The sequence below is a fragment of the Gluconobacter sp. Gdi genome (assembly GCF_014132155.1).
Lineage (GTDB): Bacteria > Pseudomonadota > Alphaproteobacteria > Acetobacterales > Acetobacteraceae > Gluconobacter.
The window spans coordinates 126,859-152,311 of record NZ_BLJQ01000002.1 but is presented as its reverse complement, the minus strand read 5'-3'; the positions used below and the strand labels follow the sequence as shown (position 1 = coordinate 152,311).

Sequence of the window (25,453 nt, the reverse complement as noted above, 5' to 3'; positions counted from 1 at the left end):
AGACCCTCATGATCCAACAGCCCCGACGCGGTGTCTGCCTGGTGATTTCAGCCCCCTCCGGTGCGGGTAAATCCACGATTGCAAACGCCCTTCGTGCGTCAGAGCCATCATTGAAGCACTCTGTTTCCGTGACGACCCGTGGGCCGCGCCCCGGGGAAGTCGAAGGGGTTCATTACCACTTCCGGGATATCGAAGCCTTTCGCACAATGGCAGACGCCGGAGAGCTTCTGGAATGGGCAGAAGTTTTCGGCCGTGGCTATGGCACGCCACGCGCGCCCGTTGAGGAGGCATTAGAGGCCGGTCATGACATGGTCTTTGACATTGACTGGCAAGGCCATCGCCAGCTGAGAGCCGCCCTCCCCGCAGACGTAGTGAGCCTGTTTGTTCTGCCACCGTCGCTTGAAGAACTGGAACGCAGGCTTCACAAACGGGCCTCTGACGACCCGGCAGAAATTGCAAAGCGCATGAAAGCCGCGCTGGATGAAATTTCTCACTGGGCAGAGTTTGACCACACGATCATTAATTCTGACCTCGATACAGCTATCTCTCAAGCCAGATCTGTTCTGACTGCTGCACGGCTTGCGACACGAAGGCAGAGAAACCTCTCCAATATTGTAGCGGCCTTCAACAAGACCGCCTGACATCTTCAAAATCTGAATGTTCCAGAAGGCCGCAATTTACTGATTGCGGCCTTTGTTTCTTTTTCAGAATGACAAAACATTTCGGTATCAGAATTTGCATAGCCAGACGTAACGAGTTCGTTATGAATAATGACAGCAGCGTTGGTGCTGCAGAAGACCGTAGCTTATTGGGAGTCGACGGTATGTCATCAAGGCGTCTCTTTTTCTTCGCAACAACGTCTCTCCTGGCGTCCACCGTCGGAACCCATGCTTTTGCCGCAACACGTACGGCAACGGCGAATACTCATCCCAAAACCATCCATCGTCATGCCACGCCTCAGGCAGCAACAACGCCCACGGCAGTGAAGCGACAGGCTGTGCAGCATCACGCTGCTGAAGGCGGCAATGAGAGCATGATCGTTACGGGGACACATGCCAGTAACAAAAGGGCTCGAGACAGCTCGAGCCCGGTAACAGTCGTGTCCGCCGCAACGCTGCGACGGTCCGGCCAGATGAATCTGGCTGATGCCCTGACCCGCACCTATGCTTCGATCAACGTCTCTGCGAAGGGAAGTGATACCGCCGCTCTCACGTCCTCAATCCGGATGCGTGGCCTTAACCCAAACCAGGTGCTGATCCTGATTGATGGCAAGCGCCGCCACGTCACAGCCAACATCGTACAGAACGCCGGGCCCCAATTTGGCTCCACGCCAGTCGATCTGAATATGATCCCGGCAAACATGATCGACCACATCGAAGTTCTGGAAGATGGCGCAGCAGCCATGTACGGCTCCGATGCGATTGCAGGCGTGGTGAACATCATCACCAAGAAGCAGAATCACGGCCTGAACATGTCCGCTCAAACTGGCGCGAACGCCTATAACGGAGACGGATGGCAGTATCAGCTCAATGCTGATGGTGGCTTCAAACTTGGCCATGATGGTTTCATGCACATCAGCGGGCAGGTTTATCACACGGATCACTTTGTTGCTGGCGCGAATGACCATCGCCTTCTGGGAAGCTGGCCGGCAGGCGCCAACACCAATGGCTACTATACAGGCGTTGTGGCCAATGCCGTGAACGTGCCGAAAAATTCTAACAAAATCATGAGCACCCCCGAAGAAACCCGTGAAAATCTGGGGATTGATTTCGGGAAGCCGATTACTGAAAAAATCGATCTGTATGGACAGGTGACCTACGCCCATCGGCATGCCGAAGCCATTCAGAATTACCGTGTCCCCAGCATTGCTCCAACGCTGTATCCTTCCGGCTTTTCTCCGCTCGAAGTCATTGATGAAGACGACTACGCCGGTGAACTCGGCCTCAAAGGGCATGATTTCTATGGCTTCGACTGGGATCTGAGCACGGTTTACGGTGCAGATCAGGATAAGATCAGCAACAAGAACACGGCCAACACCGGTATGCTGGGCTCTACCTGCAACAACGGCAACGTCGCCAATTATTCCTCCACCGGGTGTGGCTGGTCTCCCACGACTGTGCGCGCGCTGAACTACCGTAATGCCCAGTGGACCAACAATCTGGATTTCCGCCGGAAGATCAACATCTTCAACACCGTCCCGATGGTTCTTGCCTTTGGGGGTGAACATCGCCTCGAGATGTATGACATCGTCGCTGGTGAACCCGCTTCTTACGAAGTTGGTGGTACGCAGGGTTATGCTGGTCTGCGACCACAGAATGCGGGCTCCTGGAGCCGAAACATCTGGGCCGCATATATCGACGGCGATTTCCACCCTCTGAAGCACTGGGATCTGGATTTCGCAGGCCGCTTCGAGCATTACACAGACGTTGGCAATGCCCAGAACGGCAAGGTCTCCACACGCTACGACGCAACGCCCTGGCTGGCCTTCCGCGGAACGATCAGCACAGGCTTCCGTGCCCCGACCCTCGCCGAGCAGCACTACAGCACGATGAGTGTGAGCCCGACCAGCGCCAGTGGCCTTCTGCCTGTCAGCTCCGCAGCAGCACAGATCTTGGGTGCCAGCCCGCTCAAGCCCGAATATTCCGTAAGCTCCAGTGGCGGCGTCGTCGTGGAACCGGTCAAGGGCTTCCATGTGGAGGCAGACGTCTATCAGATCAATCTGCGCAACCGCATTTCGCAAGGTGGAACCACGAAGGGTCAGGCGGCTGTCGACGCCATTCAGGCCATGGGTTACGCGCTGCCCGTCAACTCTTTTGATATCAGCAACGTCTCGGCCTATTACTTTGCCAACGTTGCCAGCACGCGGACACAGGGCCTGGACATCAAGGCTGACTACACGTTCCACCTGCATCGTTACGGTAATCTCGCCCTCAGCATGGCGCTGGATCTGAACCGTACCCGCATGCATCATGTTGCCAGCGATACAAACGGCAACCCGCTGCTCAATGCGCAGACAATTGGTTATCTCACGACGGGCTACCCGCGTAGCAAGATCATCCTCAACGCCTACTACACAGTCGGCAAGTGGGACATCAACGTGCGTCAGACGCGTTACGGCGAAACCACCAGCATGATGACCTATCAGGACTGGACGCCAGCTTCTGCCACCTGTGCTGCTGCGGGAGGAGCTGCCCTTCGTTACTCCAACACCTGCTTTGGTCAGTTCAAGAACACACCGCGCTGGCTGACCGATCTTGAAGTCGGCTATCGCTTCAACGAGCACTGGCATGTGGCTGTTGGCGGCAACAACGTCTTCAACATTCGTCCCCGCAGACTGCCAGAAGAGCTGAGCTCCTACGGTGCCGCTGTCTATGACTCCAACTCTGCACAGGTGCCGATCAACGGCGGCTACTATTACGGCCGTATCAACGCGACATTCTGAGCCTGCAAAGGGCTGCCAGGGAGAAAACCCCTGGCAGCCCTTTTTTCTTACTTGGTCGTGTATCCACCATTCACAAGAATGGTCTGACCCGTCATCCACCAGCCATCAGACACAAGCGTCCGGACAAAGGGGACAACATCCTCAATATCGGTCAGGCCGGTCTTGCTCAGAGCTGACAGGGCAGCAGCCGTCTTATGATATGCGACGGCATCCGCACCTTCCTGCCCGTAGAAGAAGGGCGTATCCATTGGCCCGGGACCGATCGCATTCACGGAAATGCCTCGTGCACCGTACTCTTTGGAAGCAGCCCGGGTGAAATGCTCAACAGCCGCTTTGCTTCCCGCATAGGTGGAGTAGAACGGTGTGTAAGCTCCCAGAAGTGACGTAACGAGCGTTAGAATCTTGCCGTTATCGTTAAGATGTTCTCCAGCTTCCTTGATGAAGAAAAAAGCCGACTTCGTGTTCACGTCGAACATCTCGTCGAACTCCTGCTCAGACGTCTCTGCCATCGGCTTCTTGAGCACCTTGCCAACCGTATTGATCGCAATATCCGGCCGACCAATCGCAGCCACAGTGTCAGCAAACAGCTTGGTGTTCCCACCCGCGGCTCTCAGGTCCTGCTGAAAGGCGACGGCCTCCACACCCTGGGCTTTGAGAGCCGCGACCGTTTCGTCCGCATCGGGTTTTGTGGCTGCACCGTTGTAGTGAATGGCGATGGCCCGAGCCCCATGAGCCGCAAGATCCCGAGCGATCAGGCCGCCAAGGTTCTTGGCGCCCCCAGCAATAAGAACCGTTTTTCCTTTGATACTGTGATCTGTCATGATCCGGTCTCCGCGTTTTTGAAATGGAACGCGCAGGCTACCGTCTGACGGAACACAACAAAGGCTGTATTCCTGACGACACCTGTCAGGAATCACGAACAAACTCAGGGCCCTGCTCTGCGGAGATTTTTTTGGACCGGATCGACCTCTTCCGCATTTTCACCAGAGTCGTTGAAACCTCCAGTTTCACACGCACGGCTGACATGCTGAACATGCCACGTTCGACCATCTCCACAGCCATTCGTGATCTGGAAACGCGAGCAGGAACACGCTTGCTCGCCAGAACCACGCGCGCGGTCTCTCCCACTCAGGACGGACTGGCTTTTTACAAGCGGTGCCTGCGCGTCATCGGAGAGGTGGAGGACATTGAAACGCTGTTCCGGAAAGACCGTGACGGCCTCAGTGGTGTCGTAAGGGTCAATATGCCGGGCAGGATCGGGCGCCTCATTGTTGCTCCGGCTTTACCCGATTTTTTATCCCGTCACCCTGGTTTGTCCGTCGATCTTGGCGTCACGGACAGAGCCATCAATCTGGTGGAAGACAGAGCAGATTGCGTTCTGCGCGTAGGGCCGTTGCAAGACTCCGGTCTCATCAGCCGCAGGATCGGAGAACTCAATCTGATCAACGTCGCGAGTGCGGCCTACCTTGACCAGTTTGGCTGCCCTGCCCACCCAGATGCCCTGAACGATCATTATGTGGTGCGATATGCATCCCCCGTTACTGGCCGACCGGAAGAATGGGAATGGCAGGAGGGCGGAGAGACCAGAACCGCTTCGCCACCCAGTCGTGTGACGGTTGATAATGCTGAAGCCCTCATTGCCTGCTGCCTGGCCGGGCTGGGTCTGATCCAGATTCCGGCCTATGACGTGCAGCAGCATATTCAGGCTGGAGAGCTCGTCAGCGTGATGCCTGAATGGTGCGCAGAGGCTCTGCCCATGACCATTCTATATCCACACAGGCACTCCGCTGGTGATCGTGTGACAACATTCGTGGACTGGCTGGAGCCTCTCATCAAAAGCCATGTTCTGACGTGATTCAGGCTGATGGTGCTTCAGAATCCGTTTGCGTTGCAGCCTGCACGGCCGCGGCAAAGGCGGTCGCACTGCCCATCGCGTCGGCCATGGTGGTCGGCATCAGGATGGTCGTTCCACGGTTTTTGTTCATCTCAAAAACGCGGTTGATCTGAAGAATCTGCAGGGCAATCGGGGAAGCTTCATATGTTTTGGCTGCAGCCGCCAGTTCCACAGCAACAGCACGTTCGGCACTGGCGAGCGTAACACGCGCTGCACGTTCACGCTCTGCCTGCGCCTGACGGCTCATCGCATCCTGCAAATTATCTGGCAGCTGAACATCACGGATCTCAACGGCCTGCACCGTGACTCCCCATTCGCGCGTCTTGACCTCAATCAGGTCCCGAAGCTGGTCATCAATTCTGCGACGATCCTCCAGTAACACGGCAAGATCAGAGCTGCTGACCACCTCACGCAGGGTCGTCAGTGCCACCATGGACACGGACCCCTCGTAGTCATCCAGCTCCGTGATGGCGCGGAGTGGATCATGAACCATCCAGAAAACAACAGCATCCACATCCACCGGCGTCGTATCACGCGTCAGGGTTTGCCGCGTATGCACCGGAACCGTCCTGATCCGCTGATCAACCACTTCGGTGACCTGATCTACAAAAGGGATGATGAGAAACAGCCCAGGTCCCCGCAAACCCTGAATTTTACCAGCGCGCAAGACCAGAGCACGCTGCCAGGAATTACACATCTTCAGAGACAGAAGGACGAGAACGCCCAGCACCACGCCGATGATCGAGAAGGCGAGGTTAAAGGTCAGAGCCTGTAAGCCCCCGCCGGCCAGAATACACCCGAGAGCCAGTGCAATAGACACCGAATTGACAGGAAGGCCATTGCTGCGCCGCGACATGGACGATGGAAGTGTTGGATACGAAATCATGACTATGCCTTTCCGGCGCTGGTATCTGGCGCGATTGTGGGCGAAGACGCTTCAAGAAGGTGCTGCATGACCCGGAGGAGCGCGTCTGGATCGAGCCCCAAGGCATGGCTCCGGGCGATTGTTGCCGCAGCGAGATCCATGAGCTCTCCCTTCTTTCGATCAATATCGGCCGATGGAGGATGCTGGCTCACAAAGCTGCCTCGCGCCCGATACGTCTCGATGGCACCCAGCCGTTCCAGTTCCGCGTAAGCACGCTGCACAGTGTTGAGATCAACCCGAAGATGAACTGACAACGCCCGCATCGTGGGAAGCTGGTCTCCCGGAGAGAGCAGACCAGACCCTATCGCTGTCAGGATACGCTCCCGCATCTGTGCGCGCAGGGGCAGGCCACTCGCAGCAGAAAGAGGGGTTGGAAACAGCAATGTCTCTATGTTTGCAGACATGCATACAAGATGCATCGATGTGCACCCTCCCTGTCAAGAAATTTTGGAAGACCGCCGCTTCGTGATATGCGCTGCTGTTCTCTTTTCATTGGCTGCGGACAGCAAGGACAGACGCCCCATGACAGCGCCTCAGACCGGAACGGACACTTCTGACCGAAGCGGTTCTCCGCTGATCCTTGCCCTTCCAAAAGGGCGGATTCTCAAGGCGTTAGCCCCCGTTCTGACACGAACAGGCATCGAACCCGATGCGGACTGCCTTCAGGAAAGCAGCCGTCGGCTGCGATTTGGCACCTCCTATCCAAATCTGGATGTTGTGCGCGTCCGTTCTTTCGACGTCGCAACTTTCGTAGCGTATGGTGGAGCGCATATCGGTGTCTGTGGCGCAGATGTCCTGATGGAATTCGACTATCCGGACATTTACGCACCGCTTGATCTCGGGATTGGTGGCTGCCGAATTTCCGTAGCACGCCCCAAATCCGTCACTGAAGATCCGGCAGCCTCTCAGTCACGCCTGCGTGTCGCCACGAAGTATCCGACCATTGCACGCCGTCACTTTGCGTCCCGCGCCGTGAATGCAGAAATAGTACACCTGAATGGTGCCATGGAGCTTGCGCCTACGCTTGATTTGGCGAGTGTGATTGTAGATTTGGTTGATACGGGCTCCACTCTCCGCGCCAACGGCCTCATGGAAACCGAAACCATTGCGCACGTCACAAGCCGCCTGATCGTCAATCGCGTTGCGCTCAAGACGCGCCCTGAAGAGATTGGCGCATTGATCGAGCGATTCCGGGCAGCCCTCAACACTGAGGGAGCGTCAAAATGAAACGTCTCGACACCCTGAGCGCCAGTTTTGAACAGGATCTTGCGAGCCTTCTGGCAGATCGCAGCAGCGACGAGCGCAGCGTTGCGGAGCCGGTCCGAGCCATCTTAGCTGACGTTCGTCAGCGCGGAGACGAGGCGCTCTGTGACTATACGGCCCGCTTTGACCGCCTGACTCTGCCTGCTGAAAAACTACGCATCAGCGCGGAAGAAATTGCCACGCAGGCAGATCTTGTCCCTTCAGACCTGATGGATGCTCTCAAAACCGCTGCCCGGCGCATTGAAGCGTTCCATGCTGCACAGATGCCGAAGGATCTGGATTTCACGGACGACGAAGGAATCCGCCTTGGCATGCGCTGGACGGCTCTGGATGCCGTGGGTCTTTATGTGCCCGGCGGAAAAGCCGCTTATCCTTCCTCGGTGCTGATGAATGCCCTTCCCGCGCGCGTCGCTGGGGTGCAACGCGTGGCCATGTGTGTTCCGTCTCCTGATGGTGTGCTGAACCCACTTGTTCTGGCCGCGGCCCGCCTTTGTGGCGTGGAAGAAATTTATCGGATCGGCGGTGCACAGGCTGTGGGCGCCATGGCGTACGGAACAGAACTGATTGCTCCGGTGGACCGGATCGTCGGTCCAGGCAATGCGTTCGTGGCGGAGGCCAAGCGACAGGTCTTTGGCCATGTTGGCATCGACAGCATCGCCGGGCCTTCGGAAGTTGTCGTTGTGGCAGATGGGAATAATGATCCCCGTCTGGCAGCAGTCGATCTTCTGGCGCAGGCTGAACATGATGAACAGGCACAGGCCATTCTCATCACCACGGATGCCGCGTTTGCAGACGCAGTAACGGTGGCTGTCCAGACAGAGCTGGAAACCCTTCCCCGTACCGTTATCGCGGCCAAAAGCTGGGAAGACCATGGTGCAGTCATTGTCGTTCGGAATCTGGATGAAGCCGCCCGGATTGTGAACCAGCTTGCTCCTGAACATCTTGAAGTGCTGCTCGACGAACCGCGTGCCTTCAGTGCAAAAATCCGCCACGCGGGGGCCATCTTTATGGGCCGCTACTGCCCGGAAGCTGTGGGCGATTACGTTGGTGGCCCCAACCACGTTCTGCCCACAAGCCGCACGGCCCGTTTCGCCTCAGGGCTTTCTGTGTTCGACTTCATCAAACGCACAACGACCATTGAGGCGGATGAAGCCGGGCTTGAAAAGATCGGCCCCGCTGGGGTTGCTCTCGCACAGGCAGAGGGGCTGGATGCCCATGCTCTGAGTCTTTCCCTTCGTCTGGGCCAGCTCACACACTAAGTCTTTGCCCACCTCTCATTGGGGTGGGCAAATGTTCCTCTTCGCACATAGCTCTCTGTGACCTTAAAAAGAGAAACCTCTGTAGCTGAAGCTACGATATCTCTCCCCTGCGACGAAAACGGTCATGAACAGGCTCACATGATCCACCTTACCAAGGTGCCATCCCTCCACTACCTTTTTCGTACCGGGTGCATGGACAATCCGCATGTCCTGTGGGAAGCCCACAATCATTTCAGCCAAAAACATCAGAAAAACCGCGTTAAGCTTGACCTTTTGCCGGACAGTCCGCACATAGCGGAACTGGATTTTCAGGCTCCGATCGGGGCCACTGCCATCCGCAGACCTTTACCCTGTCCCTGAAGCAAGGATTCCCATGTCCAAAGAAGACCTTATCGAGTTCACCGGCACCGTCATGGAACTGCTGCCCAACGCCATGTTCCGTGTCACGCTCGACAACGAGCACACCATTCTCGCTCATACGAGCGGCAAGATGCGCAAGAACCGTATCCGCGTTCTCGCTGGTGACCGCGTGAACGTTGAAATGACCCCATACGACCTGTCCAAGGGCCGGATCACGTTCCGCTTCAAGTAAGAGACTGCGGCGTATGCCCATTTCCCAGTCTCCTGTGCCTGAAAACGGCATGACAGATCGCCCGGCGCTTGTTCTGGCGTCTGCCTCCCCCCGACGTCTGGCTCTTCTGAAGCAGATTGGAATCGTGCCTGATGCCGTCATCAGCACAGATGTGGATGAGGAACCGCGCCCCGGAGAACTTCCCCGCGCGCTGGTACAACGTCTGGCCCGAACAAAAGCTGACCATGCAGCAGCACAGCGTCAGGATGCAGCTCTGGTCATCGGTGCGGATACTGTCGTTGCGGTCGGCCGACGCATTCTCCCCAAAGCGGAGGATGAACAGACTGCACGCGCGTGTCTGCGGCTGCTTTCAGGCCGAAACCACAAAGTGCTGACCGCAGTGGCTCTGCGTCCCACCTCTGCTTGGACGGACGGTGTGGCCAATGAGCGCCTTGTGGAAACGGCCGTTACGTTCCACCGCCTTACTGACAGGCAGATCGACGCACTGATCGCCAACGGAGACTGGCAGGGCAAGGCTGGCGGCTACGCGATCCAAGGGGCTGCCGCAGCTCATATCCGGCAAATTGGCGGCAGTTACTCTGCTGTTGTGGGTCTCCCGTTGTTCGAAACTGCACAGCTTCTGCGCGGGCAGCACCGTCGTCAGGGTGGGTGGATCGCGTGATCGAGATCCGCGCCGCCTGCTCTCCGGGCGATGTGCGGATTGCGGTTACGGACCATGAAACCCTTCTGGATGCTGCCATTTGGCGTCCCGGCCTTCCGGATGGGTTTGATGACTGGCATATTGCGCGCATCCAAACGGTCGCTCCCGCACTGGGCGGGGCCTTTGTCACACTCCACAACGGAGACAATGGCTTTCTGTCCTGCAGGGACGCGCTGGTTCAAGGAGAACTGATCTCCGTCCGCGTCAGCCGCTCCGCACAGAATGGCAAGGGCCTGCGCCTGCGTAAAGCAGAGTCTGTGCCGGATATGCCTGTTGCACCGACGCTTCTGGCATGCGGTCCTTCACCGCTGGAAGAGCTGGCAGACCGCTATCCTGACACCCCTCTGTACGTTGATGCGCCAGGTGTTGCCGCTCGCCTTCCGGCCCGACTGCGCCCCCGGTTTCAGCGATGCCAGCAGGCTTTTGACGACACGCTGGAAAGCGACTTTGACGAACTTGGCTCCGAATTTGCAGATCTTGGCCAACTGACAGCCAGTATCTTTCCCACCCCCGCCCTGATCGCCATAGACCTGGACAGCGCCAGCGCTCCTGACTTCAAGGGAAACGTTGCAAGCTTTCCGGCCTTGGCGCGCCAGATCCGCCTCCGCAATCTGTCAGGGACGCTGCTGGTTGATCCCGCAGGCGTTAAAACCCGCAAGAGACCTGCCCTCGTCAGCTTCCTGCGCAATGCCCTGTTGGATGATCCTTTGAAGTCGCAAGTGCTCGGAGCCACGCCTTCCGGCCTTCTGGAAATCACTCGCCCGCGGCGCAGACCTCCCTTGCATGAGCTTTTGTCCTCCCCACATGGGAGGGCGCTGTCAGTGCTCCGCACCATTTTGCGAGAAGACCGCAAGGGTCGCACTCTGACAGCATCCATTTCTCTCGTCAGGGCTCTGGAGAACGATCCGGAAGCCATGAGCGACTTCATTTCCCGCCGGGCCGCTCCCTTGGAGCTGGTCATGGATCCAAACGCATCCCCTGCAAGCTGGAGCCTGTCATGAGTGCCACCTGCCCTATCTGCAATCGTCCAACGGAACCGGCTTTTCGGCCCTTCTGCTCACAGCACTGTGCAAACATTGATCTGGGGCGCTGGTTCAACGGTAACTACCGCGTTCCGTCCTTCAGGCAGGATAATGAAGAAGACTCTGAAGAATATCCTCATACTGAGGGTTGATCCCGAGCGAATCATCAGCTAAACCCCGTTTCCGCAGCGGGTGTCTCACCTTAAGCCCGGTGCCCAAGTAGCTCAGTTGGTAGAGCATGCGACTGAAAATCGCAGTGTCACTGGTTCGATCCCGGTCTTGGGCACCATTTTTTCCAGAAAACAAAAAATATGTTTGTGCTAAGCCTTAAAGCCTAGCTCGTCTTAGCTGCGCCGAGACTCATGAACAGAGCCGTCATTCCTGATCCACTGCATCAATCTGTGGCGGCAGGCGGCGATCGATCCATTTCACCAGAACTCTCAACACCGTATTGGCACCAAGAATAAAGACGGTCAGCAGAGCTGCTTCCGCAATCATGTCGCACCCTGTGCACGCACCGATGGCGGCTGAGCACCAGAGTGTTGCCGCAGTGTTCAGGCCCCGCACATTGGGGCCATCTTTCATGATGACGCCGGCGCCAAGAAATCCAACGCCTGATACCACGTAGGCAATCACGCGAATGGCCGAGACATCTCCGCCAATACGCTCTGCGAGATCTACGAAAGCAGACGCACCAATCGCGACCAGCGCATTGGTGCGTAACCCGGCGGTCCGTTGGCGGAACTGACGTTCCGCCCCGATCAGCGTCCCAAATACAAAAGCAGCCAGATAGCTTCCGAACGTATCCAGAAAGGAGTGCGCATCAAAGGTCTGGGTAAAATGCATTGTTACTCTTTCGCTGCCTGCCGTGTATCGCGGTTCAGAAGCATTGGCTGTTTGCGATCATACGGCGGTCGGACGATCCATGGTTTTCCGCAGAGGATACAGACTGAGATTTTCGATGGTCGCACCCGCATTTGTTGCCTGCAGACTGAGTGTATCCAAGGGACTTGCAGGAAACACCAGAGCTGTCCCAACCGACAAGCCATCATTGATGAAGAGTTCGAGCGCACACGCATCCAGAACCAGTTTCAACGAAAAACGTCGGCTGTTTGCCGTCAGTGGCGTGGAGAACCTCTCCGTGAAAAATGGCTGCGAAAAGCCATGCAGATCTCCGCGATCCAGCCAGAGCTGAGCTGAAAATGCGTCAAACCCGATAGACAGAGACTCTCCCTGACCGTTGGAGAAGACAATCAGGAAACGACCCGCTCGCCCCTTGTTGCCATCAGGTTGCGGGTTTCTACGCTCATCCACAGTTACCGTCAGAGAGAGTTCAATAGCCTGCCCTGTGGGGATGGAGACCTGAACGCCGCTCTGAGCAGCAATACGCTCAACCCGAAAGGGAATCTGCTCGCCTCTCAGCGTTTCCAGTCCTCGAGGACGCTGCACCAACCGTAGCCAGTTCATATCGTCCCGCCTGAGCGACAAGGTTCGCGGAAGGGTCATAAGACCGCGCCAGCTTCTGTTCGGAACCTCTTCGCAATACTGCCAGTTCCCAAACCAAGCGAAATAGACGGCCTCGTTGCCCGGCATGTTTTCATAAACCTGCATAGCATAGCTGTCTTTGGCGAAGTCCGTCAGACCTATGACCGTGTTCTCGGGGATAAAGCGCTCACCGTCGAAGTCCCCTACAAAATACTGCGTGACACTTCCGCCCTGAGGTCCACCGGGATTGACTGAAACGAACAGAACCCACCGGGATGCCTTCCCCTCATCCTCAACCTGCAATTCAATAAGATTGGGGCATTCATAATCCACGCCGAACAGACCTGCTGGCCCGAAATCACTGAGATGCATCCAGTGTTTCAAATCAATTGATCCGTAGAAGGCCACCCTGTGAGCCCGCGCCTTCACGACGACCATGACCCACTTTCCACTAGGTTCGTGCCAGAACACTTTCGGATCTCGGAAAGAGTTCAGCCCGATATCCAGAACAGGGTTGTGCTCGTAATCGATAAAGCGCTTACCGCCATCCGGACTCCATGCCAGATACTGCGTCTGCTTCTGGGGTGTAGCGCGCGTGTAAAGAGCAACCAGACCACCCGGCATGGATGGTAACGGCGGAACCGAAGGAGCCGCTGGCGGAAGTTCAGCGGTTGTTGGTGGATCAAAAACATGCCCGAAAGGAGCACTAGTCCCCGGACCAAGAACATCCATGTTTTCCGGCGAAAATGGCACATCCGACGTGGCCTTGGTCAAGCCGGGAGCCAAGGCCTCAACTGCCGCCTGCGTTGCCGTCTTGGGAGCAGGTGGAGTGTCCCCTTGCGTAGGGGAGCTTGCCTTCGGGGGGAAAAGACCAGAAGCATTATTCCGGTCCAGAACCACACACCCTGAATACGCTTCGCCAGCGGCTGTCTGATCAATCGCGACAGGTTGATCTTGCCACGTGTATAAGTCCGTACTGGTTGCATGACCCCAGTGAACCTGACCCGCATAGGGTGCGAAAGGGTCGTACTGGTAATAGAGATGATACGTCTGGCCATCGAAAATCAGTCCGTTGGGATCATTCATGAACCCGGTCTGCGGCGAGAAATGAACCGTTGGGCGATAGAGATAGTCACTCTGCGTTCTGACAACGGGCTGGCTTGCTATCCCCGGATGATTGCCTGGCTCCTGATGGGAATTGCTGGGTTCATCGTGATGAGGGGTCATTGCAGACATCGGCGTTTCCTCGGCGGCTCTGGCAATCCGGCTACTGCCGACAGCAGCTCCTGCGGCTAAAATGCTGGCCAGAGCCGTGCGGCGCCCGAGTTCGGGCCTGTCGTTTCGATCTGTCATACCTCCACCATACAGAAGGATGCTTAACCCGGAAGCCTTTCAGGAAAGTACCCGTCTTCAAAAAGAGGAAGGACATTGCATGTCCGTTGCGAATACGCACATAAGAGCGTCATGAAGCGCTTTGACCCTTTCCTGATGGCCCTGATCTGCGCGATCATCCTGGCCTCCGTCCTGCCCTGCCGCGGGGAAATGCAACATATCCTGCAGCAGGTCGTCACGGTTCTCATTACCCTGATGTTCTTCTTCCAGGGAGCCAAACTTGAGCGCCACGCCATTATCGAAAGCGTGCGCGACTGGCGCCTTCAGGGAACGGTTCTGCTCTGCACATTTGCTCTCTTCCCGCTTCTGGGCATTGGGCTGCATCTGCTCTTCCGCAATTTGTTCCCGAATGCGCTGTTCGGGGAAGATCTGTGGGCTGGCATTCTTTTCCTGTGCTGCCTGCCTTCAACCGTTCAGTCCTCGATTGCCCTGACTTCGATTGCACGCGGCAATGTTCCTGCGGCCATCTGCGCAGCCACTGTGTCGAATATTGCAGGCATTGCATTGACCCCTCTTCTGACAGGCATTGTCCTTGGTCACGTTGGTGCAGGTCATTCACCCCTTGAGAGCGTTCTGGACGTTGCCAAGGAACTGCTTCTTCCGTTCCTTCTTGGGCAGATCCTTCAGAAATGGATTGGCCCGATTGTCAAACGCCACAAATTCCTGATTTCGTTCACAGATCGTGGCTCCATCGTCGTGGTCGTCTACACCGCGTTCAGTTCAGCCGTTGTCGAAGGCATCTGGCACCGCGTTTCACCGCTTCATTTGCTTGAGGTGGCATTGCTGGACAGCCTCATGCTGGCGCTGGTGCTGGTGGCCTCGCACTTCATGGGCAAGGGCATGAATCAATCCACGGAAAACAGCATCGCGCTTCAGTTCTGTGGCTCAAAAAAATCGCTGGCCTCTGGTGTTCCGATGGCGAGCGTTATCTTTCCCTCTGCCTCGGTAGGCATCATTGTTCTGCCTCTCATGATCTATCACCAGATCCAGCTTTTCACCTGCACGCTTCTGGCTCGCCATTACGGAAAACGCATCGGTTTGGAAGCACCTTCAAAGCCCCACTCCTGAGCTTCATGTCAGAGTTGTTAAAGAGGTTTCCTTTTGTCACGAGGTGGTCTTTGACCCCCTCAGGTTCGTAGACCAGTGTGGCCCCAGTTTGAAAACCGGAGCTACAGACTATGCCGTCATACTCGACCTTGGTTCAGGAAAAAATTCCTGAATCGTCGGTACTCAGGCCTGTACCAGACGGCGTTCCACAATCCCTTCTCTGCCGACTTTTCCGCGTTCAGCAATTCAATGATATTCACGAACGGGCTGCAGAACTGCATCTTCGCCTGCCCTTGGGCAAAAAGCGCCTGAAACGCTTGGAATGTATTCGAAGTGCTGGCGCACTGTTTATTCATGTTCCCAAGAACGGGGGCACATCCATCTGCAACCAGCTTTACGGCTGTTCCATGATGCATCAGACGTTCCGGTACTATCGTCATGTTACGCCGGAACTCTCCAGAGAACTACCGAGCTTTGCCATCTGGCGCGACCCGGTAGAACGATTTGTTTCCGCGTGGGCCTTTGCAAGAAAAGGCGGCACTTCAACGGTCAGGATTCACCCTTCTGTCAATGCACTTTACCGCTCTTTCGATACGCTGGATGATGCCATCACACATGTAGAAAGCCAGTCATCCCCATATGATGTGGATCATGTTTTCCGCCCGCAGGCTTGGTACATTTGCGGAAAAGACGGAAAGCTGGAAGTAGATCGCCTGTTTCCTATGAAACAAATTGCGCAGCTTCCGGAGCTTGTTCCAGCCATGAAGGGACACATCATCCCTCACTTAAACCAGAACCCGCACGCAATCGAAGTCACGGCACTTCAGGAACGCAGAATCCGCAGGCTGTACCAACAGGACGAAGCGTTACGGCCGTAAGGCCAAGAATAGAGGAAAAGAGAAATATTCTCCTTTTCTCTAAACTGTCACAAAGCATACAGCTATCGCTCTATAAATAGCTTCCGAACGACTGCATTGTTGCGAAATTACCATACACACTAAATGTCATAGTGTGACTGACATCATCTGATTGAAGATCATTTCAAACCATGGTCTTTCTCAGCCATACCAACCCCACCTGGCCGAGAAAGACCCCACAGACGATGCGCCTTACACGCCTCCTCTCGACCTCTGCGCTGATCGCATTTGGCACACTGCCAGCACTTGCAGCGCCTGTTTCAGATACGAAACATCAGTCTCAAAAATCCCATCCGAAAACGGAAGTAGCTGCTCCATCCATGATGGGTAGTACGGCTCCTACCGATGTGCATGAAGAGCATGTCTCCGTCAGCGGCCGTCATTCTTTCGATGGCGTAACGCGTCGTGCCGTGGGTGGTGGTTTGATGGAGAAGCAGGATAGCGCCAAATCTGTCTCGGCCGTCTCTCGCGACTTCATCGAGAAGCAGGTTCCTGGCGCTGACCCAATGCAGCTGATCTCTCTGCTTCCAGGTGCAAACGTTTCGTCTGGTGACCCTGCAGGCCTGACGGGCAGTTCCATGAGCATGCGCGGACTGGATCAGTCCCAAATCGGCTTTACACTCGAAGGTTTTCCGATCAACGACATCGGTAACTTCGCGGTTTACTCTCAGGAAATCGTAGACTCCGAAAACCTTCGTACCGTTCGCGTAGCCCAGGGCTCCGCTGACCTCGACAGCCCACATATCAGCTCTACCGGCGGTGTGGTCGATATGTACATGATTGATCCCACCATGAAGAGTGGTGGTCGTCTTGGAGTCAGCTACGGGTCCTATGATTACACCCGCGGCTTTCTGCGCCTGGATACGGGCAAAATCGGTAACACCAATCTCCGCGCATACTTCTCAGGCTCCTATGCCACGGAAGGCGTGAACAACAGCGATGCGACAAACCGCAAGCTGCACGCAGAAACCAAGATCGTGAACGACTGGGGCGATGGAAACCGCGTCTCTCTCGCGATCGTGGGGAACCGACTATACAACTACTTGACCCCGAACGTGAACAAGGCCTCTTGGGATGCCTATGGCCGCGGGGTTAAGGATCGCTACGTTGCTCCGGGACGAAACGCAGCGGGTCAATCGATTTCCAATACTGTCTGGAACTCCTCCTACGATCCCTCCGCGTCTGACAATGGCGCTTCTTATTACAAGCTCCATCAGAACCCGTTCACCAATATTTATGCCAGCGCACCGTCAACCTTTAAGCTGACAGACCATCTTGTTCTGACTGAAACGCCTTATTTCTGGTATGGTGATGGCAGCGGCGGAAGTGGTCGCTACACGAACCTGGACTCCCTGAATTATGGTGAGCAGTCTGTAACAGGCTCCCTGAACGGCGCGGGAGGTCGGCGGATGCTTTACAACCCGTCCCTGACCAAGACGTATCGCCCAGGTGCTGTCACGAAGCTCACCCTGACAACAGGCAACAACCGCCTGATGGTCGGTTACTGGTTCGAATATTCCAAGCAGGCGCAGCAGGCACCTTATACGGGCGTTGGTGCTGATGGTAACCCTTGGAATGTCTGGGGGAGCGATGCAAATGCCATCCTGTCCAATGGCCAGACTTACCAATTCCGCGATAGCCTGACACAGACACGCGTGCATACGATGTTCATTGGTGACACACTGTCGCTGCTGAACAACAAGCTGACCATTGATGCTGGCTTCAAATACGCAATCGTTCTGAGAAGTGGGACGAATATGCTGCCGGATACCTCTACAGGGCGAAATAGCAGCCATACGTATCAGGAACCGCTACCAACAGTAGCCATCCGTTACCAGATCAACCCTGAAAACCAGATCTTTGTTTCTGGTGCCACTAATTTCCGGATGCCAACCAATTACGCCCTGTATGATGCTGGCGTTTACAGTGCCAGAAGCCATGCCTACGCAACTCAGGCAAACCTAAACCAGAACCCGGAAATCTCGATTTCAGAAGAAGTTGGATACCGTTACACTGGCAAAACCATTATGGGGTCCATCACGTACTTCCATTATGATTTCACGAACCGTCTGATGTCATCCAGCCAGTGTTTGGATAGCCTCTGCCAGAACTTTGTCTCCACCAACGTCAATGCAGGCGGTCAGACAACAAACGGCGTAGATGCTGAAATTGGTACGCGGCCAATCTTCCGTTACTTCCGCCCATATGTGTCCTTCGAGTATGTTGATGCCCGCCTGGGCAGCAACCTTCAGGCTGGTAGCGGCTCTGGCATCGATTATCTCCATACCAAGGGCAAATTCGCTCCGGAAACACCGAAGTTCCAGGTTGGCTTCAACCTTGATTATGACGATGGCCATCTGTTCGGTGGTTACAACCTGAAGTATGTGTCCCGCCAGTACTCCACGTTCATGAACGACCAGTCCATTCCGGGCTATGTCCTGATGAACGCGAACATCGGCTATCGCTTCGGCAACCTTGGCTTTTTGCAGGCTCCGAACGTTCGCATTAACTTCTCCAATCTGTCGGACAAGGCCTACCTGGGCTTCGTCAAGGGCATTCAGACCAACGCAAAACAGCAGACTGGTATCTTCGGCAAGACTATCAGCGGTTCTGCTCCAACATATGCGATTGCAGCTCCATTCGCCGCTATTGCGAGTGTAAGCGCCGGTTTCTGATATTCAGAACCAGACGCCGCGTTATTCAGTCCTCGTGCCAGCCTTTGGCATGAGGACTTTTTTTTATGCCGCTCTCCAATTTTGATCATGACGTTGACAGTTCACTCGCCATGAACAGATATAGGCTCAGATCCCGTCATCGTGACGCTAGAGGAAACCAATGGCTGGCAGAACCAAGTCCACAGAAACAACAGCACTGGATATTTATCTGGAGCGGTTGCAGGACCATCTGGCGATCGAGACCAAAGCCATCGAAACCGTTCTTTCAGAACTGCCATTCTGTGAGCGCTATGGAAGTGTCAGTGCCCAGATGAAGCAGGATCTCATCCTGCGCCGACAGCATGTCAGCGACATTACGGCGATTCTTAGCCGGCATGGCAGGCACACACCCGCGACCCATGAGACGGTTTCTTCCATTCTCAGCACTGTCTCCAGTCTGCTGGTCACCGGCGAGGAAAGTAATCTTCTCAAGAACGTTCTTACAGACGTGAGTTACCGCGCTCATCAAATCGCATCTTTGAATATACTTATGATCCTGGCAGATCGACTGGGTTTTAGCAGCGATCTTTCTCTTTTAGAGCGCCTCCGTAGTGAAGAAGTAGCCTCGACTGAAACGCTGCAAGAGAACCTTCCAGATATCGTTACACAATATCTCCTCAACCATTGAGACTATATTTTTTGGGCTTCAGTCAACGTTCCCATAAACCTGGACCTGGCTGAAATGCAGGTATGTCTTTTCGCCAAGAACTGTAATCCTTACAAACCTTGCCTTAACCCCTTCCGGGGTTGTCCAGATATAGGGTGTGCCGTCGGCACCACCGAAAATCTGTCCATCTTCTTTGCGATGCACTTCAGTCCAGGATTCTCCATCAGTTGAGACGGAAATCGTCAGATTAGCTGCGCGTTCCAATGCGGAATCAAGTCGGTTAAACAGCCTTACTTCATGAACACAGGCTTTTTCCTGAAGATCGACCTGCCACCAGGGATTCTTCTCTTCAGCAGTATGGTGAGCTGGAAAATTTCCAATTTGTCCCGAGAGAGGACCTTCCGCGTCATCCTCTGAAGAAATTTCCGAAAACGTTGAAGATTGTGTTGCGGAACAACCTTCTGACAGCAGCGGCCAAGTAGAAATTGGGAAAACGCAGGTTAGCCGAGCATCGGACAATTTCTTCCAGTAATCAGCTAGATAGGTGTCCTGAACGGCATTCGTCATGGAGAAAAAAACTGCCCGTTCTGCCTGCGTCATACTCTGCCAGGTTTTTTGAGCAATGAAATTTCCGACAACGCTCCGCTTCGCCCGGATCTCAAAATCCTGTTCAGACTTGATATTGTAATGAGCGATAAAGGCCACATCCACGATGGCGCGGTTACGCTGGTTCTCCTTCAGATATGCCCAGGCTTTTTCAGGAAAATTGTCATAGTACCCATTCATGGAATCTCCCAGAACATTAATTGTCCTGAGATCTGGCGCTACAGTAAGAAGGTTATGATGAATAGCTTCATGCGGGTTCTCAAATATAGCCTCGTACGGAACCATCGCTGAACGTACAAGAATTTTTGTAAAAGGCGTTGCTCCATCTTCGCGACGTATATAATTGGTTAGCACAGCACCTTTAGGTCTGGTTTTATACCCACTATGACCAAAAAATGACCAATTAAAGTAAAGAGCATCAAGCGGAGGAAATTTTTCAAGAAATTTCCCGATATCATCGCAATCTTTTAGGCAAAGAAATTCATCGACATCCAAAAACATATGCCACTCGGTTTCAGTCGAGTAGTGGCGTAAATAATGAAAGAACATCTGAAACTGGGCACCGACAATCCCATAGTGAACGAATGTCACTTTAGGATTTTGTCCAACAGTTAAAGGAAGAATTTCATTGTAAAGTTCGGCCGGATCATCATCATTGCAATATATATAGACATGATCAAACCCTATCGAAAAATGATAGGTAAGCCATTCCAAAATATACGGTGTTTCCCAACGGACTGTAGTTACCAAGGAAAATTTATGCTTTGGAGAAAGTCGTTGTCCTCCTCCAGCAATCACTTCACGAGGGGCAGTACCGTAGGCCGTCCAACTATCCATAAATCCGGCATAGGGTGGGTCGTCTCGCCTCGTCAAGGCCTCCTTCTGAAACACTCTTCGTTCGACTCTGCTCTCAGGTTAGAGTGTTGGCATGCCCAACTTCTCCTTCCTGCACGCTGCCGACATTCACCTTGATAGCCCCCTTAAAGGACTAAGCCGCTATGAGGGCCTTCCACTGGAAGAAATTCGAAATGCAACGCGACGGGCTCTTGATCGTCTTATCGATACCGCACTTGAAGAGAAGGTAAATTTCCTGATCCTCGCAGGTGATCTGTATGACGGGAGCTGGCAGGACGTCAGCACCGGCCTCTACATGATGAAGTCGCTCAGCCGTCTCGTGAATGCTGGAATTCGAGTTATCACTCTCTCAGGCAATCACGATGCCCAGTCTGTCATCGCACGTGAACTTCCCCGTCCCCCGGGCATTGATCACTTCAGTTACGATGCTCCTGAAACTGTGCGGCTGGAAGACATCCAGGTAGCCCTACATGGTCAAAGCTTTCGGGACAGACATGTTCGGAAAGACATGACGCCAGCATATCCTGCACCTGTCCCAGGTTGGTTCAATATTGGCGTCCTGCATACGTCTCTTTCAGGCTACGGCGAACACGAAACCTATGCTCCTTGCTCCATAGAGACACTTACATCCAAACACTACGACTATTGGGCTCTGGGGCATGTTCATGCCCAACAAATTGTCTGTCGCCATCCCTGGATCGTTTTCCCAGGCGTACTGCAAGGCCGGCATATCCGCGAAACAGGCTCGTGTGGTGCGGTACTTGTGACTGTCGAAAATAACATCGTTCAGTCTGTTACGCCGCTCGCATGTGACGTCGTACGCTGGACCCATATCGTCATAGATATAGCCGACATGCATGACATGGAGGACATTAATCATGCTGCAAGACGGTACATGGAGAAGGCACTTACTCAGGCAGAGGGACGTACTGTTATTGCACGGGTCACGTTAACGGGTGCATCCTCCCTTCATGACAGTCTCTGTGCATCTACATGCTGGCAAGACGACTTACGAAGCATAGCTGTCTCTCTGGACACAGGTCAGAACCAGATTGCGCTGGAAAAACTCCGGAACAAGACGACGTCTCTACCATCGGCAAAGACACTGCACGATGTAGATGCCGCTTTGGCAGAGTTAATCAGCGATCCTGAGTTTTTGGCCATGCTCCCCGAAGAGTTTGAAATGTTTTTTTCTGCATTACCCAGCTGCGTAGAGAAAAGCGCATTAATGGCTGACGATAGCAACTGGCCCTTGGAAGAGGCCAGATCTGCCTTACGAGCACGACTTATGGGAAGTACCACCTGATGCGGTTTGATCGTCTTGACCTCTTCCGATATGGCGGCTTTCAAAATCGCAGCATTGCCTTCCCTGAATCGGAAGCGGATTTCCATGTCATTCATGGGCATAATGAAGCCGGAAAATCCACAATGCTTGCAGCTATAAGGGATTTTCTTTTCCAGTTTCCGCATCACATCAGCGCAGACTGGATGAGTGCTGCCCCCCTTCTGCGAGTGGGTGGAAAAGTAAGCCATGAAGGAGAAGTTCTGGAGGGCGTGCGCCGAAGGGCACGCACACAGACTTTCTATGAGCCAGACGATTTCACCCCACAAAGTGATGACCTTCTAAAGCGCTGGATGGGAGACCTGGACGCAAAAAGCTTCGAAGCTGGATGGGCTCTTAACCACACCCGGCTCCGTGAGGGCGGGGAAGAAATGAGACGCCTCAAAGACGACGCCGGCCTCCAAATTCTATCAGCAGGTCTGGGAATAGGCGGTCTGGGGGGTCTAATGACCTCTCTTGATAAAGAAACGAGTACCCAATGGAGAAAAGGGAGCAGCAAGTCAGAAATTCTCAAGACGAAGCGCGACCTTTCGGAACTCAATAAAGCCTTGAGAAGCAATGCCGTCCTTCCTCATGACCTGATTGTTGCCCGTGAAGCGCAAGCGAAAGAAGAGCAGGCTCTTTCAGAATGCAACGCGGAACAACAGCGTCTCTTGATGCGGCAGCGAGAGAATAGCCGCGCCAGAAACATCAGCATCCCCTACCTTCAATTGTTAGATCTGCAATCGCAACTCTCCGGATCCAAACTCCCAGAATTTTCCAGCCCTGAATGCGACAACTTCGAAGCCATCCTCTCTGAAATCAAAACTCAAACTTCTATTGATAACGAAACAAAGTTAAGATTAGAAACGGTTTCGGAATATATCAAATCACTCCCGGACAAATCCGCCATTCTGAATGATGGCGAGAAAATCATTTCATTAGAAAACAGAAACGATCTTATTTATAAGATCGAAAACGATACGAACTTAAAAACAAGTCGAATTCGAAATGACAAAATCTGGTTGGAGCAATTCTGGGCGCGTCATCATGCTTCCCCTTGCCGCCTTCCCAGCGCAGCCGCATTGGAGGCTTTAAACAAAAAGCTTCAGAAGCGGGAAAATTTCATTACTCTTGAGCAGGAAATAAAACTTCGCATCTCGAGATTGAGACAAGAGCAAGATGCCATAAAGTCCCTGTCCGACGGACCCAAGAGTGTTTCTACGATCGATCTTCAACGCTTAAAAGCCAGCCTGAACCACGCGCGCAACCTTGGAGCCATTGATGATGATCTTCAAGAACTGCAAAAGGCGCTAAAAGCTGCCATTCATGCCACTAATGCCGCTTTTGATCGTCTCCTTCCCTGGACTCCCGCCGATCCATCTACGCGCTGGAGAGCGCTTGACGGTCTGCCTATTCTACAAAAAACAATCATTGACGCTGAGTGCCTTGTCTGGCGTGAGCTTGAGGATAGACACTTCAAAGAACGTGATCTTCTTTTAACGCTCCAAAAAGACTTCTCGAAGAAAAGTTTTGATTACGATGCCTTGGAAAGAAATGGAGAAGCCGTTTCTCCTGAATCGCTCTTAAACGCGCGGCAGATGCGTAATGCGGCTTGGGAATCAATTCAAAGCCTCCTGCAAACTAAGCAGCATCCCGAATCATCCGTTCTAAACGCTTTCTCGGTTTTGCTTGAAAATGCAGATACACTTGCGGATCGGCGGCACGCATATGCTGAGAAGTCTGCTCGATTAAACGATCTTAGCCAGCAAATTACCACAATAAAAATAGAAATTGAGCAGGCTGAAAGAACCGTTTCTCTTATTAAATCAGACCAGATATCTCGGCAGCAATCTTGGTATGCGAAATTAAAATATCTCGGCTTGCCCGAACTTGCGCCTGCAGAATTTCTCGGTTGGTGTGATGCCAGAATCGATGCTCTTTCAAAATCAGAGGATCAGAATCGAGTTTACGAAATTCTGCAGCAAAAGCAGCAACAAAAGCATTCGGCACTCAAAGAGTTAGTACCTTATATATCTGATACTCAGAATGATAATTTTGCGCTCTGTCTTCAACATGCACAAAATATCCAGGATGAGTATGAAAATCGTTTAAGAGCCGCTAGGGATAAAAAACAGGCCCAGGAAAGACTAGAAACATCTCTTGCTGCTGAAGAAAATCAACTTGAAGCGCTGCGGGATAAGTTGGCCCTATGGCAAGTCGAGTGGGATACAGCCTGTGCCTCCTGTCACTATCCTGCTGGTCCCCGCCAAGTTGACCTTGGGGATGTACAGGAAGCTCGAGCCATTCAAATTCGCTTGGAAAATGAAGAAAGCGAACAGCTTAAAAATAATACGGATATCCTAGAGTTCAAAAATTCACTCAATTTTGTTCTCGAAAAAAATAATACGACCTCATTGGATGAATTGTGCGCTTCACTCAAACAGGCTCAGGAAACAGAACGAAAACGCGAAGAATTTATGGCGCAGCGGGCAACACTTCTGGAAACACTTGACGCGACCAATGCACGACTTACTTCACTAAAGCAGACCCTTTCTCCAATTTTATCGCGGCTTGAAATTCCATTCGGAGAAGGCCTGTATAGTGTCGCTACCGAACTCAGACATCGTGCCAACCTTCTTCAAAGACGTGAAGAACTGAAAGCGATTATTCTCTCTGCAGGTAACGGGCGCTCTCTGGAAACTCTTCTATCAGAAGCGAAACAGGCTGATCCCGAAACCCTTGAAAAAGAGTCGGATGAATTGGAACAGCAGAATCTTTCTCTGAAACAAAGGCATTCTGAAATTGAAAAAAAATTATGGGATGCCCGTCAGAATTTAAAAACCCTAGAGGATAAAAGTGGATCGCATGAAACGGCTGAGCAAATACAGGAAGTCGAAGCCGACCTGAACGATCGCGCAGCACGATATGTCTCTCTTCGCCTTCAAAGCCTGATGTTACGTCGTCTCGTAGAAAAACAGCGTCAGGAGACTCATGGCCCCTTGTTGAAAAGAGCGGGGGCCATGTTTTCACATCTGACACAACATCGCTATGCAGGGATTGCCCTGGAAGACACGGGAACAGACAACCTGACTCTATCTGGTCTCCTTGCCGATGAATCCTCCCTCGTCTCGGTGCATGCCATGAGCGAAGGTACACGAGATCAACTTTATCTGGCACTCCGCCTTGCGTCCGTAGAACAGTCTCTAGATCGTGGCATTCAGCTTCCCTTTATCGCTGACGATCTCTTTATAACATTCGACGAGAAAAGGTCTCTTTCAGGACTTGAACTTCTTTTCTCCATAGCAAAAAGAACTCAAATATTATTCTTTACACACCATGAACATATTGCCTATATCGCAAAAAATTTCGGCCATCTTACGACTCTCTAATTTATCCTATCCGAGGAATA

At 53.5% G+C, this 25,453-nt stretch carries 20 protein-coding genes, 1 tRNA gene and 1 pseudogene; 16 read left to right on the top strand and 6 right to left on the bottom strand.

What is annotated here, in order from left to right; genetic code table 11:
* Positions 1-8: 8 nt before the first annotated feature.
* Positions 9-641, top strand: a complete 633-nt coding sequence (gene gmk, locus JN414_RS04610) for a guanylate kinase (protein WP_202206909.1) — start codon at positions 9-11, stop codon at positions 639-641.
* A 182-nt stretch (positions 642-823) separates the two neighbouring features.
* Positions 824-3,442, top strand: coding sequence for a TonB-dependent siderophore receptor (locus JN414_RS04605; RefSeq protein WP_202206908.1), 2,619 nt, complete (start codon positions 824-826; stop codon positions 3,440-3,442).
* A gap of 47 nt (positions 3,443-3,489) precedes the next feature.
* On the opposite strand, the gene JN414_RS04600 is transcribed toward JN414_RS04605, so the two are convergent.
* The gene (locus tag JN414_RS04600; RefSeq protein WP_202206907.1) at positions 3,490-4,263 is read right to left on the bottom strand and encodes an SDR family oxidoreductase; all 774 of its coding nucleotides are present in this window, start codon (positions 4,261-4,263) and stop codon (positions 3,490-3,492) included.
* 131 nt (positions 4,264-4,394) lie between these two features.
* Here JN414_RS04600 and JN414_RS04595 point away from each other — a divergent pair, with 131 nt between their 5' ends.
* The gene (locus tag JN414_RS04595; RefSeq protein WP_202206906.1) at positions 4,395-5,297 is read left to right on the top strand and encodes a LysR family transcriptional regulator; all 903 of its coding nucleotides are present in this window, start codon (positions 4,395-4,397) and stop codon (positions 5,295-5,297) included.
* A 1-nt stretch (position 5,298) separates the two neighbouring features.
* Here JN414_RS04595 and JN414_RS04590 read toward each other — a convergent pair whose 3' ends face one another.
* The gene (locus tag JN414_RS04590; RefSeq protein WP_064275205.1) at positions 5,299-6,222 is read right to left on the bottom strand and encodes a slipin family protein; all 924 of its coding nucleotides are present in this window, start codon (positions 6,220-6,222) and stop codon (positions 5,299-5,301) included.
* A 2-nt stretch (positions 6,223-6,224) separates the two neighbouring features.
* A complete protein-coding gene (locus JN414_RS04585) occupies positions 6,225-6,665 on the bottom strand; it encodes a GntR family transcriptional regulator (protein ID WP_202206905.1) in 441 nt (146 codons plus the stop codon).
* 118 nt (positions 6,666-6,783) lie between these two features.
* On the opposite strand from JN414_RS04585, the gene hisG reads away from it, so the two are divergent.
* The 7 genes from hisG to JN414_RS04550 all read left to right on the top strand — a co-directional run bounded on the left by hisG (position 6,784) and on the right by JN414_RS04550 (position 11,386).
* Positions 6,784-7,488, top strand: coding sequence for an ATP phosphoribosyltransferase (hisG, locus tag JN414_RS04580; protein ID WP_233126082.1), 705 nt, complete (start codon positions 6,784-6,786; stop codon positions 7,486-7,488).
* Positions 7,485-8,783 carry a histidinol dehydrogenase gene (gene hisD / locus JN414_RS04575; RefSeq protein WP_202206904.1) on the top strand — a complete coding sequence of 433 codons (1,299 nt, stop codon included), beginning with the start codon at positions 7,485-7,487 and terminating at the stop codon, positions 8,781-8,783. The genes hisG and hisD overlap by 4 nt, the downstream gene beginning before the upstream one ends.
* Before the next feature lie 373 nt (positions 8,784-9,156).
* On the top strand, positions 9,157-9,375 hold the full coding sequence (gene infA, locus JN414_RS04570) for a translation initiation factor IF-1 (RefSeq protein ID WP_007282896.1): 219 nt from the start codon (positions 9,157-9,159) through the stop codon (positions 9,373-9,375).
* A 13-nt stretch (positions 9,376-9,388) separates the two neighbouring features.
* Complete coding sequence (locus tag JN414_RS04565) at positions 9,389-10,036, top strand: nucleoside triphosphate pyrophosphatase (protein ID WP_202206903.1); 648 nt, start codon at positions 9,389-9,391, stop codon at positions 10,034-10,036.
* Positions 10,033-11,076 carry a ribonuclease E/G gene (locus JN414_RS04560; RefSeq protein WP_202206902.1) on the top strand — a complete coding sequence of 348 codons (1,044 nt, stop codon included), beginning with the start codon at positions 10,033-10,035 and terminating at the stop codon, positions 11,074-11,076. Before JN414_RS04565 ends, JN414_RS04560 begins: the two co-directional genes overlap by 4 nt.
* Entirely contained in the window at positions 11,073-11,249 is a 177-nt protein-coding gene (locus JN414_RS04555) for a DNA gyrase inhibitor YacG (protein WP_202206901.1), read from the top strand. The genes JN414_RS04560 and JN414_RS04555 overlap by 4 nt, the downstream gene beginning before the upstream one ends.
* Before the next feature lie 61 nt (positions 11,250-11,310).
* Positions 11,311-11,386: transfer RNA gene (locus JN414_RS04550), tRNA-Phe, on the top strand.
* 125 nt (positions 11,387-11,511) lie between these two features.
* On the opposite strand, the pseudogene JN414_RS04545 reads toward JN414_RS04550, so the two are convergent.
* Positions 11,512-11,943, bottom strand: a pseudogene (locus JN414_RS04545) (MgtC/SapB family protein); the annotation flags it as partial.
* 57 nt (positions 11,944-12,000) lie between these two features.
* Positions 12,001-13,935 carry a glycoside hydrolase family 32 protein gene (locus JN414_RS04540; RefSeq protein ID WP_202206900.1) on the bottom strand — a complete coding sequence of 645 codons (1,935 nt, stop codon included), beginning with the start codon at positions 13,933-13,935 and terminating at the stop codon, positions 12,001-12,003.
* Positions 13,936-14,046: 111 nt separating this feature from the next.
* Between JN414_RS04540 and JN414_RS04535 the strand changes: the two genes are divergently transcribed.
* The 4 genes from JN414_RS04535 (at position 14,047) to JN414_RS04520 (ending at position 19,280) form a co-directional block, all read left to right on the top strand.
* Entirely contained in the window at positions 14,047-15,042 is a 996-nt protein-coding gene (locus tag JN414_RS04535) for a bile acid:sodium symporter family protein (protein ID WP_202206899.1), read from the top strand.
* A 110-nt stretch (positions 15,043-15,152) separates the two neighbouring features.
* Positions 15,153-15,899, top strand: a complete 747-nt coding sequence (locus tag JN414_RS04530) for a sulfotransferase family 2 domain-containing protein (protein WP_202206898.1) — start codon at positions 15,153-15,155, stop codon at positions 15,897-15,899.
* Positions 15,900-16,123: 224 nt separating this feature from the next.
* Complete coding sequence (locus tag JN414_RS04525) at positions 16,124-18,613, top strand: TonB-dependent receptor (protein ID WP_202206897.1); 2,490 nt, start codon at positions 16,124-16,126, stop codon at positions 18,611-18,613.
* Between the two features lie 160 nt (positions 18,614-18,773).
* Positions 18,774-19,280 (top strand): DUF892 family protein, encoded by a 507-nt coding sequence (locus tag JN414_RS04520; RefSeq protein WP_202206896.1) that lies wholly within the window; start codon positions 18,774-18,776, stop codon positions 19,278-19,280.
* Positions 19,281-19,298: 18 nt separating this feature from the next.
* On the opposite strand, the gene JN414_RS04515 is transcribed toward JN414_RS04520, so the two are convergent.
* Positions 19,299-20,702: a discoidin domain-containing protein gene (locus JN414_RS04515; protein WP_202206895.1), complete on the bottom strand. Its 1,404-nt coding sequence runs from the start codon at positions 20,700-20,702 to the stop codon at positions 19,299-19,301.
* Positions 20,703-20,793: 91 nt separating this feature from the next.
* Between JN414_RS04515 and JN414_RS04510 the strand changes: the two genes are divergently transcribed.
* Complete coding sequence (locus tag JN414_RS04510) at positions 20,794-22,026, top strand: DNA repair exonuclease (RefSeq protein WP_202206894.1); 1,233 nt, start codon at positions 20,794-20,796, stop codon at positions 22,024-22,026.
* A complete protein-coding gene (locus JN414_RS04505; RefSeq protein ID WP_202206893.1) occupies positions 22,026-25,433 on the top strand; it encodes an AAA family ATPase in 3,408 nt (1,135 codons plus the stop codon). Before JN414_RS04510 ends, JN414_RS04505 begins: the two co-directional genes overlap by 1 nt.
* The last annotated feature ends 20 nt before the right edge of the window (positions 25,434-25,453 follow it).

Bases quoted from the DNA above. Each gene is read 5' to 3' on its own strand.
- JN414_RS04515 (WP_202206895.1), bottom strand. From the start codon at position 20,702: ATGGATAGTTGGACGGCCTACGGTACTGCCCCTCGTGAAGTGATTGCT.
- hisG (WP_233126082.1), top strand. From the start codon at position 6,784: ATGACAGCGCCTCAGACCGGAACGGACACTTCTGACCGAAGCGGTTCT.
- gmk (WP_202206909.1), top strand. From the start codon at position 9: ATGATCCAACAGCCCCGACGCGGTGTCTGCCTGGTGATTTCAGCCCCC.
- JN414_RS04600 (WP_202206907.1), bottom strand. From the start codon at position 4,263: ATGACAGATCACAGTATCAAAGGAAAAACGGTTCTTATTGCTGGGGGC.
- JN414_RS04530 (WP_202206898.1), top strand. From the start codon at position 15,153: ATGCCGTCATACTCGACCTTGGTTCAGGAAAAAATTCCTGAATCGTCG.
- JN414_RS04540 (WP_202206900.1), bottom strand. From the start codon at position 13,935: ATGACAGATCGAAACGACAGGCCCGAACTCGGGCGCCGCACGGCTCTG.
- hisD (WP_202206904.1), top strand. From the start codon at position 7,485: ATGAAACGTCTCGACACCCTGAGCGCCAGTTTTGAACAGGATCTTGCG.
- JN414_RS04505 (WP_202206893.1), top strand. From the start codon at position 22,026: ATGCGGTTTGATCGTCTTGACCTCTTCCGATATGGCGGCTTTCAAAAT.
- JN414_RS04565 (WP_202206903.1), top strand. From the start codon at position 9,389: ATGCCCATTTCCCAGTCTCCTGTGCCTGAAAACGGCATGACAGATCGC.
- JN414_RS04590 (WP_064275205.1), bottom strand. From the start codon at position 6,222: ATGATTTCGTATCCAACACTTCCATCGTCCATGTCGCGGCGCAGCAAT.
- JN414_RS04525 (WP_202206897.1), top strand. From the start codon at position 16,124: ATGCGCCTTACACGCCTCCTCTCGACCTCTGCGCTGATCGCATTTGGC.
- infA (WP_007282896.1), top strand. From the start codon at position 9,157: ATGTCCAAAGAAGACCTTATCGAGTTCACCGGCACCGTCATGGAACTG.
- JN414_RS04585 (WP_202206905.1), bottom strand. From the start codon at position 6,665: ATGTCTGCAAACATAGAGACATTGCTGTTTCCAACCCCTCTTTCTGCT.
- JN414_RS04605 (WP_202206908.1), top strand. From the start codon at position 824: ATGTCATCAAGGCGTCTCTTTTTCTTCGCAACAACGTCTCTCCTGGCG.
- JN414_RS04520 (WP_202206896.1), top strand. From the start codon at position 18,774: ATGGCTGGCAGAACCAAGTCCACAGAAACAACAGCACTGGATATTTAT.
- JN414_RS04535 (WP_202206899.1), top strand. From the start codon at position 14,047: ATGAAGCGCTTTGACCCTTTCCTGATGGCCCTGATCTGCGCGATCATC.
- JN414_RS04555 (WP_202206901.1), top strand. From the start codon at position 11,073: ATGAGTGCCACCTGCCCTATCTGCAATCGTCCAACGGAACCGGCTTTT.
- JN414_RS04510 (WP_202206894.1), top strand. From the start codon at position 20,794: ATGCCCAACTTCTCCTTCCTGCACGCTGCCGACATTCACCTTGATAGC.